The 14,180-nt window shown below is 39.3% G+C and carries 13 protein-coding genes; 9 read left to right on the forward strand and 4 right to left on the reverse strand.

Going from position 1 to position 14,180, the window contains the following annotated elements:
* Positions 1 to 405: 405 nt before the first annotated feature.
* From F959_RS14870 to F959_RS14885, 4 genes are all read left to right on the forward strand, one after another.
* Entirely contained in the window at positions 406 to 2,130 is a 1,725-nt protein-coding gene (locus F959_RS14870; protein ID WP_004881668.1) for an acetolactate synthase 3 large subunit, read from the forward strand.
* Positions 2,130 to 2,621 carry an acetolactate synthase small subunit gene (gene ilvN / locus F959_RS14875; RefSeq protein WP_004637892.1) on the forward strand — a complete coding sequence of 164 codons (492 nt, stop codon included), beginning with the start codon at positions 2,130 to 2,132 and terminating at the stop codon, positions 2,619 to 2,621. Before F959_RS14870 ends, ilvN begins: the two co-directional genes overlap by 1 nt.
* 106 nt (positions 2,622 to 2,727) lie before the next feature.
* Entirely contained in the window at positions 2,728 to 3,744 is a 1,017-nt protein-coding gene (gene ilvC / locus F959_RS14880) for a ketol-acid reductoisomerase (protein WP_004881670.1), read from the forward strand.
* Between the two features lie 635 nt (positions 3,745 to 4,379).
* Positions 4,380 to 6,443, forward strand: coding sequence for a putative bifunctional diguanylate cyclase/phosphodiesterase (locus tag F959_RS14885; protein ID WP_004881673.1), 2,064 nt, complete (start codon positions 4,380 to 4,382; stop codon positions 6,441 to 6,443).
* Positions 6,444 to 6,523: 80 nt separating this feature from the next.
* Here F959_RS14885 and F959_RS14890 read toward each other — a convergent pair whose 3' ends face one another.
* Entirely contained in the window at positions 6,524 to 7,672 is a 1,149-nt protein-coding gene (locus F959_RS14890) for an alpha/beta fold hydrolase (protein WP_004881674.1), read from the reverse strand.
* A gap of 254 nt (positions 7,673 to 7,926) precedes the next feature.
* On the opposite strand from F959_RS14890, the gene arsC reads away from it, so the two are divergent.
* From arsC to arsH, 5 genes are read left to right on the forward strand one after another with little or no spacing between them, the layout of a single operon-like run.
* On the forward strand, positions 7,927 to 8,361 hold the full coding sequence (gene arsC, locus F959_RS14895; RefSeq protein WP_004881676.1) for an arsenate reductase (glutaredoxin): 435 nt from the start codon (positions 7,927 to 7,929) through the stop codon (positions 8,359 to 8,361).
* Between the two features lie 29 nt (positions 8,362 to 8,390).
* The gene (locus tag F959_RS14900; protein WP_004881679.1) at positions 8,391 to 8,711 is read left to right on the forward strand and encodes a metalloregulator ArsR/SmtB family transcription factor; all 321 of its coding nucleotides are present in this window, start codon (positions 8,391 to 8,393) and stop codon (positions 8,709 to 8,711) included.
* A gap of 6 nt (positions 8,712 to 8,717) precedes the next feature.
* On the forward strand, positions 8,718 to 9,191 hold the full coding sequence (locus F959_RS14905; protein WP_004881683.1) for an arsenate reductase ArsC: 474 nt from the start codon (positions 8,718 to 8,720) through the stop codon (positions 9,189 to 9,191).
* Between the two features lie 12 nt (positions 9,192 to 9,203).
* Positions 9,204 to 10,250: an ACR3 family arsenite efflux transporter gene (gene arsB, locus F959_RS14910; protein WP_004881685.1), complete on the forward strand. Its 1,047-nt coding sequence runs from the start codon at positions 9,204 to 9,206 to the stop codon at positions 10,248 to 10,250.
* The gene (arsH, locus tag F959_RS14915) at positions 10,237 to 10,956 is read left to right on the forward strand and encodes an arsenical resistance protein ArsH (RefSeq protein WP_004881687.1); all 720 of its coding nucleotides are present in this window, start codon (positions 10,237 to 10,239) and stop codon (positions 10,954 to 10,956) included. The genes arsB and arsH overlap by 14 nt, the downstream gene beginning before the upstream one ends.
* Positions 10,957 to 11,054: 98 nt before the next feature.
* Here arsH and F959_RS14920 read toward each other — a convergent pair whose 3' ends face one another.
* The 3 genes from F959_RS14920 to F959_RS14930 all read right to left on the reverse strand — a co-directional run bounded on the left by F959_RS14920 (position 11,055) and on the right by F959_RS14930 (position 14,162).
* Entirely contained in the window at positions 11,055 to 12,566 is a 1,512-nt protein-coding gene (locus F959_RS14920; RefSeq protein ID WP_004881690.1) for a hypothetical protein, read from the reverse strand.
* 208 nt (positions 12,567 to 12,774) lie between these two features.
* Positions 12,775 to 13,155: a carboxymuconolactone decarboxylase family protein gene (locus tag F959_RS14925; protein WP_004881692.1), complete on the reverse strand. Its 381-nt coding sequence runs from the start codon at positions 13,153 to 13,155 to the stop codon at positions 12,775 to 12,777.
* Positions 13,156 to 13,286: 131 nt separating this feature from the next.
* Positions 13,287 to 14,162, reverse strand: a complete 876-nt coding sequence (locus F959_RS14930) for a hypothetical protein (RefSeq protein ID WP_004881695.1) — start codon at positions 14,160 to 14,162, stop codon at positions 13,287 to 13,289.
* Between the last annotated feature and the right edge of the window lie 18 nt (positions 14,163 to 14,180).

Genomic DNA, 14,180 nt, shown 5'->3' on the forward strand with positions numbered 1-14,180 from the left:
TTTTGATAAAAGGGTGGATTGCTATGATTAGAACGGTTTGCTTAAAAAAACGACAGCTAAAAAATATTCGTTAAAATCTCTTTCTTTATCCTTGACATTGTTTATGAAAGCAACAAAAATGCTTGCTTTAGTTTTATATGCGTTTATTTGATCACCCTTCGAATAAATGTCATGGCTTGCAATGGACATTCTTTCTAGCCGAGAGAATGCTGTTTTGAAATATGTTTATCCCAGCATATTTCGATTCGAGATTTCATCAAGTTTATACGGCTGATGAGTCTCAGAAAATTTTTCCTATTGCAGCAAAAACGAGTAGAATACGCACACTTATAAGAAGTGCAAAAGTTAATGAATGAACACAATTTATGTCTCCCATAAATTGTGCAAACACTAGGGTGAATCACGTTGGAACTTTTATCTGGTGGTGAAATGCTCGTTCGTGCGCTTGCGGACGAAGGCGTAGAGCATGTTTTTGGGTATCCAGGCGGCGCTGTATTACATATTTATGATGCGCTATTTCAACAAGACAAAATCAACCATTACCTCGTTCGTCATGAGCAAGCTGCTGGTCACATGGCAGATGCATACTCACGCGTAACTGGCAAAACTGGTGTAGTTCTTGTAACTTCTGGTCCCGGTGCAACAAACACAGTGACTCCAATTGCAACTGCTTACATGGACTCAATCCCAATGGTGATTTTGTCTGGTCAGGTTGCGAGCCATTTAATTGGCGAAGATGCATTCCAAGAAACTGATATGGTGGGTATTTCTCGCCCAATCGTAAAACACAGTTTCCAAGTGCGTCATGCCAGCGAAATTCCTGCAATTATTAAGAAAGCATTCTATATCGCTTCATCTGGTCGTCCAGGTCCTGTTGTTGTTGATATTCCTAAAGATGCAACAAACCCTGCAGAAAAATTTGCCTACGAATATCCTGAAAAAGTGAAAATGCGCTCATATCAGCCACCTTCACGTGGACATTCAGGTCAAATCCGTAAAGCGATTGATGAGCTTATCACTGCGAAACGCCCAATTATTTATACGGGTGGTGGTGTTGTTCAAGGCAATGCTTCAGAGCTATTAACAGAACTTGCTCACCTTTTAGGTTATCCAGTAACAAATACGTTAATGGGCTTAGGTGGTTTTCCTGGTAATGATCCACAATTCGTGGGCATGTTAGGGATGCACGGGACGTATGAAGCGAACATGACGATGCATAATGCAGACGTTATTTTAGCGATTGGCGCGCGTTTCGATGACCGTGTGACCAACAACCCTGCAAAATTCTGTCTCAATGCAAAAGTCATTCATATTGATGTAGACCCTGCAACTATTTCTAAAACAATCATGGCGCACATCCCAATTGTGGGAGCTGTAGAGCCTGTTCTTCAGGAAATGTTGGCACAACTCAAACAAATGAATGTGTCTAAGCCAAATCCTGAAGCGATTGCTGAATGGTGGTCTCAAATCAATGAGTGGCGTAAAGTTCACGGTTTGAAATATCAAACACCTACTGATGGTTCAATGAAGCCGCAGCAAGTTGTTGAAGCATTATGCAAAGTGACCAATGGTGATGCGATTATCACGTCTGACGTGGGTCAACACCAAATGTTTGGTGCTTTGTACTATACCTACAAGCGTCCTCGTCAATGGATCAACTCAGGTGGTCTAGGGACTATGGGTGTTGGTTTACCGTACGCGATGGCAGCCAAACTTGCTTGCCCAGATCAACAAGTGGTTTGTATTACAGGTGAAGCATCGATTCAGATGTGTATCCAAGAGCTTTCGACATGTAAGCAATACGGCATGAATGTCAAAATTCTTTGCTTAAATAACCAAGCTTTAGGCATGGTAAAACAATGGCAAGACATGAACTATGAAGGACGTCATTCAAGTTCATATGTTGACTCATTACCTGACTTTGCAAAATTGATGGAAGCATATGGTCACGTCGGCATTCAGATTAACCATGCAGATGAGTTGGAATCTAAATTAGCTGAAGCAATGGCAATTAATGATAAATGTGTATTCATTAATGTCATGGTAGACCGTACTGAACACGTATATCCAATGTTGGTTGCGGGTCAGTCAATGAAGGATATGTGGTTAGGTAAAGGGGAGCGTACATAATGAGACATATTATTTCTGTACTCGTTGAGAACGAAGCAGGTGCGCTTTCTCGCTTAGTTGGTTTATTTAGTCAACGTGGCTATAACATTGAAACACTCAATGTTGCACCGACTGAAGATGAGACATTATCTCGTCTGACGCTAACGACCTATGGCGATGATCACAAAATCGAGCAAATTACCAAACAGTTGAACAAGCTTGTTGAAGTGGTAAAAGTAGTTGATTTATCTGAAGGTGCGCACATTGAGCGTGAGCTGATGTTAATCAAAGTGAAAGCTTTAGGTGCTGCCCGTGCGGAAATCAAGCGTACAGCTGATATTTTCCGTGCACAAATCGTAGATGTTACACCGACTACATATACGATTCAGATTGCAGGGACTACCGATAAGATCGATGGCTTTATTGATGCGCTTGCAGAGAACACAATTCTTGAAGTTGTACGTTCTGGTGTATCGGGTATCGCGCGCGGTGAAAAGGTTTTAACAATTTAATAGGCTGTCCCCAATTCTTCATAGTGAAATGCAAGAATTGGGAGTTTACAAAAGATCTGTCCTTGTACAACAAGGGAAATGACAAAAATTTTAGCGGAGAAAACAGATGCAAATTTTTTACGATAAAGACTGTGACTTATCTATCATCCAAGGTAAGAAAGTTGCGATCATTGGTTATGGTTCACAAGGTCATGCTCACGCACTTAACTTGAAAGACTCTGGCGTAGACGTAACTGTTGGTTTACGTGCTGGTTCAACGTCTTGGAAAAAAGCTGAAAACTCTGGTCTTAAAGTATCTGAAGTTCCAGCTGCTGTTGCTCAAGCTGACTTAGTGATGATCTTGACTCCAGATGAGTTCCAAGCTCAGCTTTATCGTGACGTAATTGAGCCAAACATCAAAGAAGGTGCAACGTTAGCATTTGCTCACGGTTTCTCTGTTCTTTATAACCAAGTTGTTCCACGTAAGGACTTAGACGTAATTATGGTTGCGCCTAAAGCACCAGGTCACACTGTACGTTCAGAATTCCAACGTGGTTCAGGTGTTCCTGACTTAATCGCAATTCACCAAGATGCTTCTGGTAATGCACGTAACGTTGCGCTTTCTTACGCATCAGGCGTAGGTGGTGGTCGTACTGGTATCATCGAAACTTCTTTCCGTGAAGAAACTGAAACTGACTTATTCGGTGAGCAAGCAGTTCTTTGTGGTGGTGCTGTTGAATTGGTTAAAATGGGCTTCGAAACTTTGGTTGAAGCTGGTTATGCACCAGAAATGGCTTACTTCGAATGTTTACATGAGCTTAAACTCATCGTTGACTTGATGTTCGAAGGTGGTATTGCTGACATGAACTATTCAGTATCTAACAATGCTGAATATGGTGAATACGTAACTGGTGTTGAAGTAATCAACGAACAGTCTCGTGAAGCTATGCGTAATGCATTGAAACGTATCCAATCTGGTGAATATGCGAAGATGTTCATTCAAGAAGGTGCGTTGAACTACCCATCTATGACTGCTCGCCGCCGTCAAAATGCTGCTCACGGTATCGAAGTTACAGGTAATAAATTACGTGCGATGATGCCTTGGATTCAAGCAAACAAAATCGTTGATAAAGAAAAGAACTAATTTCTCGAATCAATTGATTTGAATGCTAAGACCCACTCTATTTGAGTGGGTCTTTTGTATTTATTGTTACGTGCCTCAAAAAATGAAAGCAGTGCTTTCATTTTTTTCGTGCCTTGGATCCAAGCAAACAAAATCGTTGATAAAGAGAAAAACTAAGTTTTCATTTATCCCAAAAAGCCTCGTTGAATACGAGGCTTTTTTATTTTGATAACAGAGTTATAACAATTTTGATTAAAAAAAAGCCTAATATAGAAATGTTAAATGGCGAATCAAAGCGATTTAAACGTGACAAAAACAACAAGATTGCTGCATTCTTCGATATTGCAGTTCAATTTAAAATCAACAAGAAAATACGAAGTTTAATTTTAAAAATATCTAGCTAAAATAATTAAGTCTTTTGGTCAAAAAGTTGTAATAAAAAAACAATACTTTTCATTGGTTTGAAATGATTATATGTTTTTATTCTATTGATTTATAAAGTGAAAAAGACTTGACCTTATGCTAGATGATGTTATTGTTAAGGAAAGTTTATGAATACACAATTTGTATCTTTTTTGAGTGTGAAGGATCGTTCTGATTTTGAGCAATTCGCTCAACAAATAAAAAAAAGTACTGAATAATCATGGAAGTCCTTTATGGTACACGTTGATTACGATAGCACATTGGTCATCGTTTCCATTCTGGTTGCAGTAGCAACTTGTTATGCTGCAGTTTCAATGGAAGAACTCGTTTTCAAAGCAGCTTATAAAAAGTTTGAAAAAAGCATTTTGGTGACGAGCGGCTTAATCTTAGGATTAGCAATATGGGCAATGCACTTTGTGGGAATGCTGGCTAGCCACTTGCCAGAAGGTTATAATTTTGACGTTAGTTTAACCATACTTTCTTATCTCGTTGGTGCTATTGCTTCTATCTTTGCTGTTTGGTTAACAACCCGTCCAACATTACCGATGCCGCGTTTAATTCTTGGCGCAGTTTTTATGGGGCTGGGAATTTCGGGGATGCACTACACAGGGATGCTTGCGCTATCTGTTGAACATCACCAAATGCGTTATGATCCGTTACTGGTGATCTGTTCGATTTTGATCGCGATTTGTGGTTCTGGGCTTAGCTTTTTATTCGTTTTTAAATATAAGACAGCCGTAAAGTATCGAACTGGACTGAAAGCGATTGTTGCAGTGCTCATGGCATTGAGCATCGTTGGTATGCATTACACAGGAATGGCCGCAACCTCTTTTGATGAGAGTATCGCAAAAGTTCTTAGTGCAGCTCAGACAGAACAAAGTGTATTACTGTTCACCATTATTTTTATTACGAGTTTGGTTTTTGTTGCCGGATTTGCGGTGGCTGTGCTTGAAGCTCGCTTAGAACAACGTAATTTACAACTCACTAGAATCAATAGAGAGCTTGCAGCTCAATCTTTACATGATTCATTAACCAAATTACCGAACCGTTTATTTTTAACTGATTACGCAGAAGTCATCTTTAGCCATCATCGTTTAAGCGAGCAAAAAGCCGCTTTTTTATATATTGACTTAGATCGCTTTAAATCTGTGAATGATGCTTTCGGACATCATATTGGTGATCAGCTCCTGATCAAAATGGCAAATCGCTTACATGATAAGTTAACACCCTCTCAGAAGTTATTTCGCATTGGTGGTGATGAGTTTGTTCTGATTTCTGAAAACACAGATATGAATGAAGCGATGCAACTCGCCGAAGAAATTCTTCATTTCATTCAAGAAACCTATCTCATTGCAAATAAAGAAATCAATATTTCAGCTAGCCTTGGAATTGCGATGTATCCTGAACATGGAACCAATGTTCAAGATTTGTTGATCAATGCTGATGTTGCCATGCTTGCATCCAAAGAGCAGGGAAGAAATACGTATACAATTTTCCATTCGATGAGTGATCAGCAAGATGTTCGTAGTCAATCTAAATTGATTAATGATTTATATAAAGCCGTTGAGGAACAGCAATTTGTTCTTTTCTATCAACCTAAGTTCACTGCAAATTATGAAATTTGTGGCGTTGAAGCTTTAATTCGTTGGAAACATCCAAGTTTAGGGTTGCTTACTCCGCAAATGTTTATTGAGGGGGCGGAGAAAACGGGACTTATTATTCCAATGGGGTATTGGGCGCTAGAGCAAGCTTGCCAGCAAATTCAAAAATGGGAGCAGAGTAATAGTCCCTTTTATCCAATCGCGGTGAATTTATCAGCCTTACAGTTCGAAAATAAAAAACTATTTTGTGTACTCGAAAAATTATTAGAAAAATATCAAATTCAGCCTGAACATCTTATCCTTGAAATTACCGAATCTACAGCAATGCATCATATTGATTCGAGCATTCGAACCTTAGAACGATTACGTAAGTTAGGGATTAAGATCGCGATTGATGATTTCGGTACAGGCTATTCAAGCTTCTTGTATTTAAAAGATTTACCAATTGATGAACTTAAGATTGATCGTGGTTTTTTAACTGATTTACAGCCGAACTCTAAAGAAGAGGCAATCCTCGAAAGTATTATTCACCTTGCTGCAAAGTTGGGTCTCGTTGTGACGGCTGAGGGCGTAGAAACGCAACAGCAAGCAGATATATTGACAAGTTTGGGCTGTAATCAATTACAAGGCTATCTACTCGGTATTCCTGTCAATGTGGAAAGTTTAGTATTGAATCAACATCATCATTTTGCTTAATCAAGTAATTACCTCAAAATAAAAAGGTTGCTGAGATGATAAATCACCAGCAACCTTTTTTATTTATTTTAGCTTTTTGATTAGTCTGAGCGTTTAGCTAACCATTCCGACACGACAGGCCAAACAGTTTGCGGTGCTTGGCTACCTGAAACCAAGCCCATATGACCACCTGGAACGATTTTAAATTCTTTGTCTTCACTGCTGATCAAGCTTATTAATGGTCTAACGGCCTCAGTTGTGACAATGATGTCGGTATCGCCACCGATTGCGAGTACAGAGCAATCAATATCTTTGAAATAAGCGGTTTGCTCTCCGAACTTGACTACACCCGTTGAGAGTTCATTATCAATCCAGAATCTTAGAATGATGTCACGCATCACACCACCAGGGTAAGCCAGCATATTGTCTACAAATGAACTTGATGTCGCATGGTTAATGACAAATTGGCGATCGTTGAGGTTCTTCAATAAAACCCAATAGTTTTTAAAGTTACCAATTGGATCCGTAAGTTTAAAACCAAGAGTATTCTGCCATCCATGAATGTGGAAAAAACGGCTAGGAACTTGGCGAATCCTAAAATTGGTATTTGTCCGAACCCATTGTGCAGGCGTATTCAGGCGTTGATATAGCTTGCCGATATATCCTGATTTATGTGTATTGATCGGAGAGGCGAGGATCATTAAGTTTTTAATATTTTTATCTTTAAACAATGATGTATAGCATAGTGAAATTGCGCCACCCAAACTCCAGCCATATAAAGATAGTTGTTGCTGACCGCTATGTTCACGAATCTGCTGAAGAAAATCAGGCATGAAGATTTTGATGTAGGTCCCAAAGTTATATTTGGCTTGGCGTAGACTTGGTGTTCCCCAGTCAATCATATAAACATCAAAGCCCTGAGCGAGAAAGAAACGGATCAGACTGCGATCTGGAAATAAATCAAAGACTAAAGTATTTGCTGCAAGAGGCGGAATAATGACAAGTGGAACGCGATATTTGGAGCTGCTGTTTTCATTTTCTGTTTTGTAGTGACGCAAGCTAATAATTTCACGTTGGTAAATCACGTCATACGGTGTTTGCCCTGAAAGCGCCAGTTGGTGACCGCGCAAGACACGGTCAGTTGCATTTGAGAGAATATGGCGTGTTTGCTGACCAGCACGACTATTTAAGATTTTTTTAGCAGTAAGTGAGTTAAGCAAAGCTTGTTTAACTTTTGGCAATTGAGTCATCGAACAAAAACTCTGAGGTTGCTATGTTAGTAGCGGCATATTAGAAGAAAAAAGGCATAAGCTCAGTGACTCAGATGCTTAACTTCTTTTCCAAAATGATCAATTATCGCGATTTTGAGTTTTTCTTTCGGTTTTCAGAATACTTTGTTGAATGTGTGCATGGCATAAGAAACTTCTAAAAATAGAATATATGATATTGCATATATATGGATATTCGAATATAAGTATATAAAAATTTATCTAGTAAGACCATCATGTCAAATACAGAATCTATCAAAATTTACCATAACCCTGCCTGTGGTACATCACGTAATACGTTGGGGCTGATTCGTAATACAGGTGTAGAGCCGACAGTTATTGAGTATTTGCAAACGCCACCGTCTAAAGCAGAGCTTATTCAAATGATTCAAGATGCTGATTTGTCTGTGCGAGCTGCTATTCGCTGCAATGTTGATCCTTATCGTGATTTGAATTTAGAGCAAGAAGACTGGTCAGATGAGCAACTGATTGATTTTATGTTGCAGTATCCAATTTTGATCAATCGCCCATTTGTCGTGACTTCAGTTGGAACACGGTTATGCCGGCCATCTGAAATCGTATTGGATATTTTGCCGGTTGCTCAACAAGGGGTATTCACCAAAGAAGATGGTGAGCAAGTGGTTGATGAAAATGGGCAGCGTATTCAATAAAAAATGTATTAAAAAATAAGAGGCTTGATATGGATCAGGTGAGTTTTTTTAAATGTTTGGCTGATGAAACACGTCTCAGTATTGTCACCTTAGTGACTGAAAATAAAGAACTGTGCGTTTGTGATTTAACTGAAAAGCTGCAACTCAGCCAACCGAAGATTTCGCGTCATCTTGCGCTATTGCGTTCTTCTGGATTGTTGCAAGATCGTCGTCAAGGGCAGTGGGTTTACTACAGTCTTTCGACTCAATTACCTGCATGGTGTTACGAGATATTAAATGTCCTCGTACAGCATTCACCAAATCATTTAGCCACTTTGCCAGCATGTTCGACGCAAAGCTATTGTGAGTAAAACATTATGAAATTTCTGTTTTTGTGTACAGGCAACAGTTGCCGTAGCATTTTATCTGAAGTGTTATTCAATAGCCGAGCATCAGAAGGCTGGAAAGCATATAGCGCAGGCAGTAAACCTTCTGGGCAAGTCCATCCGTTAACGATTCAGACATTAGTAAGTTTAGGCCTTTCTACTGATGGCTTGTGGAGCAAAACGATAGACGATTGTGAGCAATATCAGCCTGATGTAGTGATTACTGTTTGTGATTCAGCAGCACAAGAAGCCTGTCCTTTATATCTAGGTGGAGCAATTAAAGCACATTGGGGATTGGCTGATCCTTCACATCTCGATGTTCCTAAAGATGAAAAGCTAAAAGCGTTCCGCGTGACGGTTGATCATATTAATCGTCGTTTAGATGCACTGTTTGACTTAAATACTGCTGCCATGACGCGAGCAGAATTGATCAATGCAATCAATCAAATTTCTCACATCGATTAAGCGGACACAGATATGGCTAAATCAGGTTTATCCTTTTTAGATCGAAACCTTACTCTGTGGATTTTTATCGCGATGGGTTTAGGTGTAGCAATTGGCGTATTTTTTCCTCAGGCATCTATTGCACTTGATCAGATGAGTTATGACTCGGTCAATCTTCCAATTGCGATTGGACTGATTTTAATGATGTATCCACCGCTGGCGAAAGTTGACTATGCGACTTTGCCAGAAGTTTTTAAAGATAAAAAAACACTAACTTTATCTTTGGTACAAAACTGGATTATTGCACCTGTATTGATGTTCGCCTTGGCTATCGTATTTCTACACAATTATCCAGAATATATGACAGGGTTAATTTTAATAGGGTTAGCGCGTTGTATTGCGATGGTATTGGTATGGAATGGCTTAGCATGTGGCGATAACCAATATGTCGCGGCTCTTGTTGCATTCAATAGTATTTTCCAGATTCTATTTTTTAGTACCTATGCTTGGTTATTCCTGACTTTTTTACCGCCATACTTTGGTATTGCTGGGCAAGTTATTCAAGTTGATTTCTGGACCATTACTCATGCGGTGTTGGTGTATTTAGGTATTCCATTTTTCCTTGGATTTATCACACGGTTTGTGTTGATAAGTGCAAAAGGAGCGGAATGGTATCAAACTCAATTCTTACCGAAAATTAGCCCATTAAGCTTAGCAGCATTACTTTTTACTATCGTTGCTATGTTTAGTCTTAAAGGTGCTGATGTAGTAAGCCTGCCGATGGATGTGCTGCGTATTGCGATTCCATTGACGATTTACTTTGTGGTGATGTTCTTTATTAGCTTTTTTATGAGTAAGTCGATGGGAAATAATTATCCACGAACAACGGCGATATCTTTTACGGCTGCTGGGAATAATTTTGAGTTGGCCCTTGCTGTTGCAATTGCAACATTTGGCTTGGCTTCGCCTGTGGCATTCACAACAGTCATAGGCCCTTTGGTTGAAGTACCTGTGCTGATTGCATTAGTTTCAGTTTCGCTTTGGTTAAAGAAGAAGTATTTTGCACATGAACACAATTGATTCTAATCTGCCAAATTTGGATGTAGAGCTTTTAGCAAAACCTGCATTTAAACAAATTCAGGCGGTAGAGCTTGATCATCCACCTCGTATTTTATTGCTTTATGGTTCTAATCGAGAGAGATCATACAGTCGTTTGGCTGTGTTGGAAGCTGGACGTATCTTGCAATATCTAGGTGCTGAAGTGAAAATCTTTCACCCGAAAGGATTGCCATTGCCTGAAGATGCAGATTTAGAACATCCAAAAGTTAAAGAGTTACATGAATTATTGTCGTGGTCTGAAGGCATGGTGTGGTGTTCGCCAGAACGTCATGGTTCGATGAGTTCAATTTTTAAGTCACAAATTGATTGGATTCCTCTGGCTGGCGGTGCAATTCGTGCAACGCAAGGAAAGACCTTGGCACTCATGCAGGTGAGTGGTGGTTCGCAGTCGTTTAATAGCGTGAATCAAATGCGTATTTTAGGACGTTGGATGCGGATGATTACCATCCCAAATCAGTCGTCAATTCCAAAAGCATTTTTAGAGTTTGAAGAGGATGGCCGAATGAAACCATCTTCTTATTACGATCGAATCGTTGATGTGATGGAAGAGCTGTATAAATTTACTTTGTTGACGCGTGGGCAAAGCCTATATTTTACAGATCGCTATTCGGAGCGCAAAGAATCCGCTGAGGAACTGTCCAAGCGTGTCAATCAGCGTAGTTTGTAAATATCACTGTGAATGGTTCAATAATGATTATTGAGCCATTTTTAAAAAAGCGGAAATCTTAAGTTAGGATTTCCGCTTTTATTTTGTATTTCTCAGCGTTAGAGCTTTTCTCTGACCCAGCCATAAGCTGCTGCAAATGGCAGTGCAGTTCTCGCCAAATACGGCACATGCCACAAGCCGCCGTGATTAGCATTTTCCATGATCAGTTCGAGTGGATGGTCGAGTGGTCTTTCTGGATTTGCGGCACTTTCAGGATTATTTAAATCATGTATCCACAATGCAGCCATGATTGCATTGGTTGTTTCAGGACTAAATGTTTCCACATTAAATAAATCAGCGCCTGAAAAAGCAGCCTTCAGAATAGGATTCTTTGTGACGGAATGGGTTGTAGTTGATGGTGCGATATTAATCACCGCCTTTTGACCACGGGCACGTGCAGTAATTGCAAACCATTGTTGTAATCTTTTCGCAAGGGCATAGTTCGGTCCTTGCTCGATCACCATACAATCTGATATTCCGTATTGTTGTCCATTATCAGAGGCGATTAATTGTTCTGAATTGGCTTTAAAGAAGTTGGTGAGAGAAATTTTGTGAATAGATTTGGTCAGGACTTTCTCAAGCAAAGGGCGTTGTTTAACTTTTTGCTCAATTGATTGCACCACCGATTTTGGAATCGCATAAATATCTGTTGGGGTCAGCATAAACATGATGCTGCTATCTGGTTTTTGCTGGCTTACCTGTTCCATGATACTAATCATGGCGATAGATACACGAACATGCTTTTCACCATCTAAATAGGCGATACCCGCGAGGTCTAGTGTTTCGCTAAATGTATTTAGCCAGTTGGCAACTTCTGGGGTTTGGGTGAGCAAATTTGCCCCTAGTGTTTGTCCGCCATCGACAGTTTGGGTTTGTGGTGCAATTAAGGTTGCATTGCCTTGCTTCACCACATTGGTGATTTTTTCCCAAATCGCAGTTTGCGGTAGATCAATTGCGATGATATTCGCACGCCATTTTGCTAGCCAACTTAAAGGACCTGCCTCTGAACCTGCACCAAACAGCACCATTGTCCGTTTAGATAAATCAAACCATTCAGGATGTTGTTGCAATAAACGTAAAGCCTGAGCATGGCTTGGTTCAATAACTTGTTGCTTTTCCCATAAATCAACTTGTTTTAATAGTTCAGCACCTTGTAATTTTTTCCCATGATAAGGAATGTACCAAGGTTCTACTTCGGGATTGCCAGTACCTTGTAAGATAAAGTTTTCAAAAGGCTGTTCTTTAATATTTTGCATTGCATGATTTAATGCATCGCTGTTGCCATCACGATGGAAGCTAAATAATGCTTTAGCTGTATCCAGTCCATGTTGTGCAATTCGAGTCGGATTCTGAACAGACTGAATTCCTGCTTCAACCAATTCCTGAAAATAGACAGGATAGTTTTTGCGCCAGTTTTTTTCTGCAATCAGTTTGGATACATACGGTGAATCTACACTTCGTAGTGCTGAGGTCAGAATTTGTTTAGCAGTGTGAGTTGTACTTGGTGTCTTCTTTCCTGATGGAATTGGAAACTGTATACCATGATGATCAGATTGTGTTTTCTTGCTCAATTCATTACTCCACTACATTTTCTATTCGTCATGTTCTACATCTTAGTAATTTGCAGGGAGAAAGGAGATGGCAAAAAGTTTATTAATCTCGCTAAACTGATATTTAATTGAAACTAGATATAAATTCCCTTTGTGTAAAAGCTAAATGCCTAATCAATCGTATTAGGCATTTAACAAATGGCATTGGATTCGGTTGCTGTATCTAAGCTTAAGCTTGATACTCATTAATTACTTCCAGCGCTGCTCGGAAGGCTTCTTGAGTTGCTGGTGCGCCACAATAAGGTAAGCTATGTAACAAAACTTCCTGAATTTCCTCAACACTTGCACCGTTGTTTAGTGCGCCACGAATATGACCTTTCAACTCAGTTGGGCTTTTCAATGCCGTTAAAAATGCAATGGTGATGAGAGAGCGATATTTACGTGGTAATACACCTTCACGTTGCCATGTCGAACCCCAAGCATGTTCATTGATCCAGTCTTGTAAGGGCTGGGTAAACGGAACAGTATTGTCTTGTGCTCGTTTTACGAATGTCTCGCCCATAACTTCGGTACGTACTTTCAATCCATTTTCATAATCTTGTTGTGACATCATTTTTCTCGTATAGGTTAAAGGGAAGTCGTTTATAAACTGTGCTTTATAGTATCAAATGATTGTATTCGCGAAAGAGGTGGATCTGACTGAGGTGTTTGATTCGAGATCATCTTCGTTTTAGACAGGTTTCAATCCAGGTTTAAGTGATCTAACGTCAATAGATTATCTAGCTCGAATGATATCGAGTATGGTCTGTCATTTAGATTAGAGTTAATAAATAAGGCATCATAGTTCAGTGTGCCTAATTTGCGCCGTAAGCGTTGTTTTGTTTCATTTGATGTCGTAAAAATCTCTAATACAATGATTAAGTTCTCGGGATCAATCGTAAATTTGATAGAAGCATTTCCACTTGTTGCTTGTTTTAAAACATCTTCTTCAATAAGCAAATTCAATTTATTTCTTAATTCGACTAAGTATTTGCTTTCTTCTACATTCGGTTCAAAAATTGCTGCTTTATTGATGAGCTCCTCATATTTTTGATCATTTATTTTGTCAGTTAAAATTTCAACTTTATACAAATGATTAATTTGATCGGTGTTTGGATCTTCATTTTCCAAAAGTCCCTCGAGTTGAGCAATTGAATGCTCATCAATGGGTCTTATATTTTTACGGTATTCATCAGCAATGATCTTTGCATCCTTGACTGCTTTTTCAGCTCGATATCGTGCTTCAGCGAGGGGATCATTGTCTAATTGTTTGGTTAATTCCTTCGTGTCAGAATCCATCAAGTCCGATGGATTTTCATTGAGTGTGTGATCAACTGTATTGTCTTTTGGTTCAGCGTTGGTTGGATTTATCTTGTCTGTACGACTAGCAGAAACGATATTTTCTTTATGACTTTGAGATGCTTGAGGGAGTGGGATTAAAACTACTTTCATTTCTTTGGGAGTGTCTATTTTTATATAAAGTGCTGATTTTAATATGAATGATAGTAATAGGGCATGAACCAGTATGCTAAAGAGAAACGAACGCTGTGAAATGTTGATTTGTTTTTGAATCCACATGATGTTCTCCTCCTTAGC

Origin of the sequence: Acinetobacter venetianus RAG-1 = CIP 110063 (assembly GCF_000368585.1) — a bacterium.
Classification (GTDB): Bacteria; Pseudomonadota; Gammaproteobacteria; order Pseudomonadales; family Moraxellaceae; genus Acinetobacter; species Acinetobacter venetianus.

Coding starts and splice junctions, on each gene's coding strand:
- ilvN (WP_004637892.1), top strand. CDS start 2,130: ATGAGACATATTATTTCTGTACTCGTTGAGAACGAAGCAGGTGCGCTT.
- arsC (WP_004881676.1), top strand. CDS start 7,927: ATGTCAAATACAGAATCTATCAAAATTTACCATAACCCTGCCTGTGGT.
- F959_RS14890 (WP_004881674.1), bottom strand. CDS start 7,672: ATGACTCAATTGCCAAAAGTTAAACAAGCTTTGCTTAACTCACTTACT.
- F959_RS14905 (WP_004881683.1), top strand. CDS start 8,718: ATGAAATTTCTGTTTTTGTGTACAGGCAACAGTTGCCGTAGCATTTTA.
- F959_RS14930 (WP_004881695.1), bottom strand. CDS start 14,162: ATGTGGATTCAAAAACAAATCAACATTTCACAGCGTTCGTTTCTCTTT.
- F959_RS14885 (WP_004881673.1), top strand. CDS start 4,380: ATGGTACACGTTGATTACGATAGCACATTGGTCATCGTTTCCATTCTG.
- ilvC (WP_004881670.1), top strand. CDS start 2,728: ATGCAAATTTTTTACGATAAAGACTGTGACTTATCTATCATCCAAGGT.
- arsB (WP_004881685.1), top strand. CDS start 9,204: ATGGCTAAATCAGGTTTATCCTTTTTAGATCGAAACCTTACTCTGTGG.
- F959_RS14925 (WP_004881692.1), bottom strand. CDS start 13,155: ATGTCACAACAAGATTATGAAAATGGATTGAAAGTACGTACCGAAGTT.
- arsH (WP_004881687.1), top strand. CDS start 10,237: ATGAACACAATTGATTCTAATCTGCCAAATTTGGATGTAGAGCTTTTA.
- F959_RS14900 (WP_004881679.1), top strand. CDS start 8,391: ATGGATCAGGTGAGTTTTTTTAAATGTTTGGCTGATGAAACACGTCTC.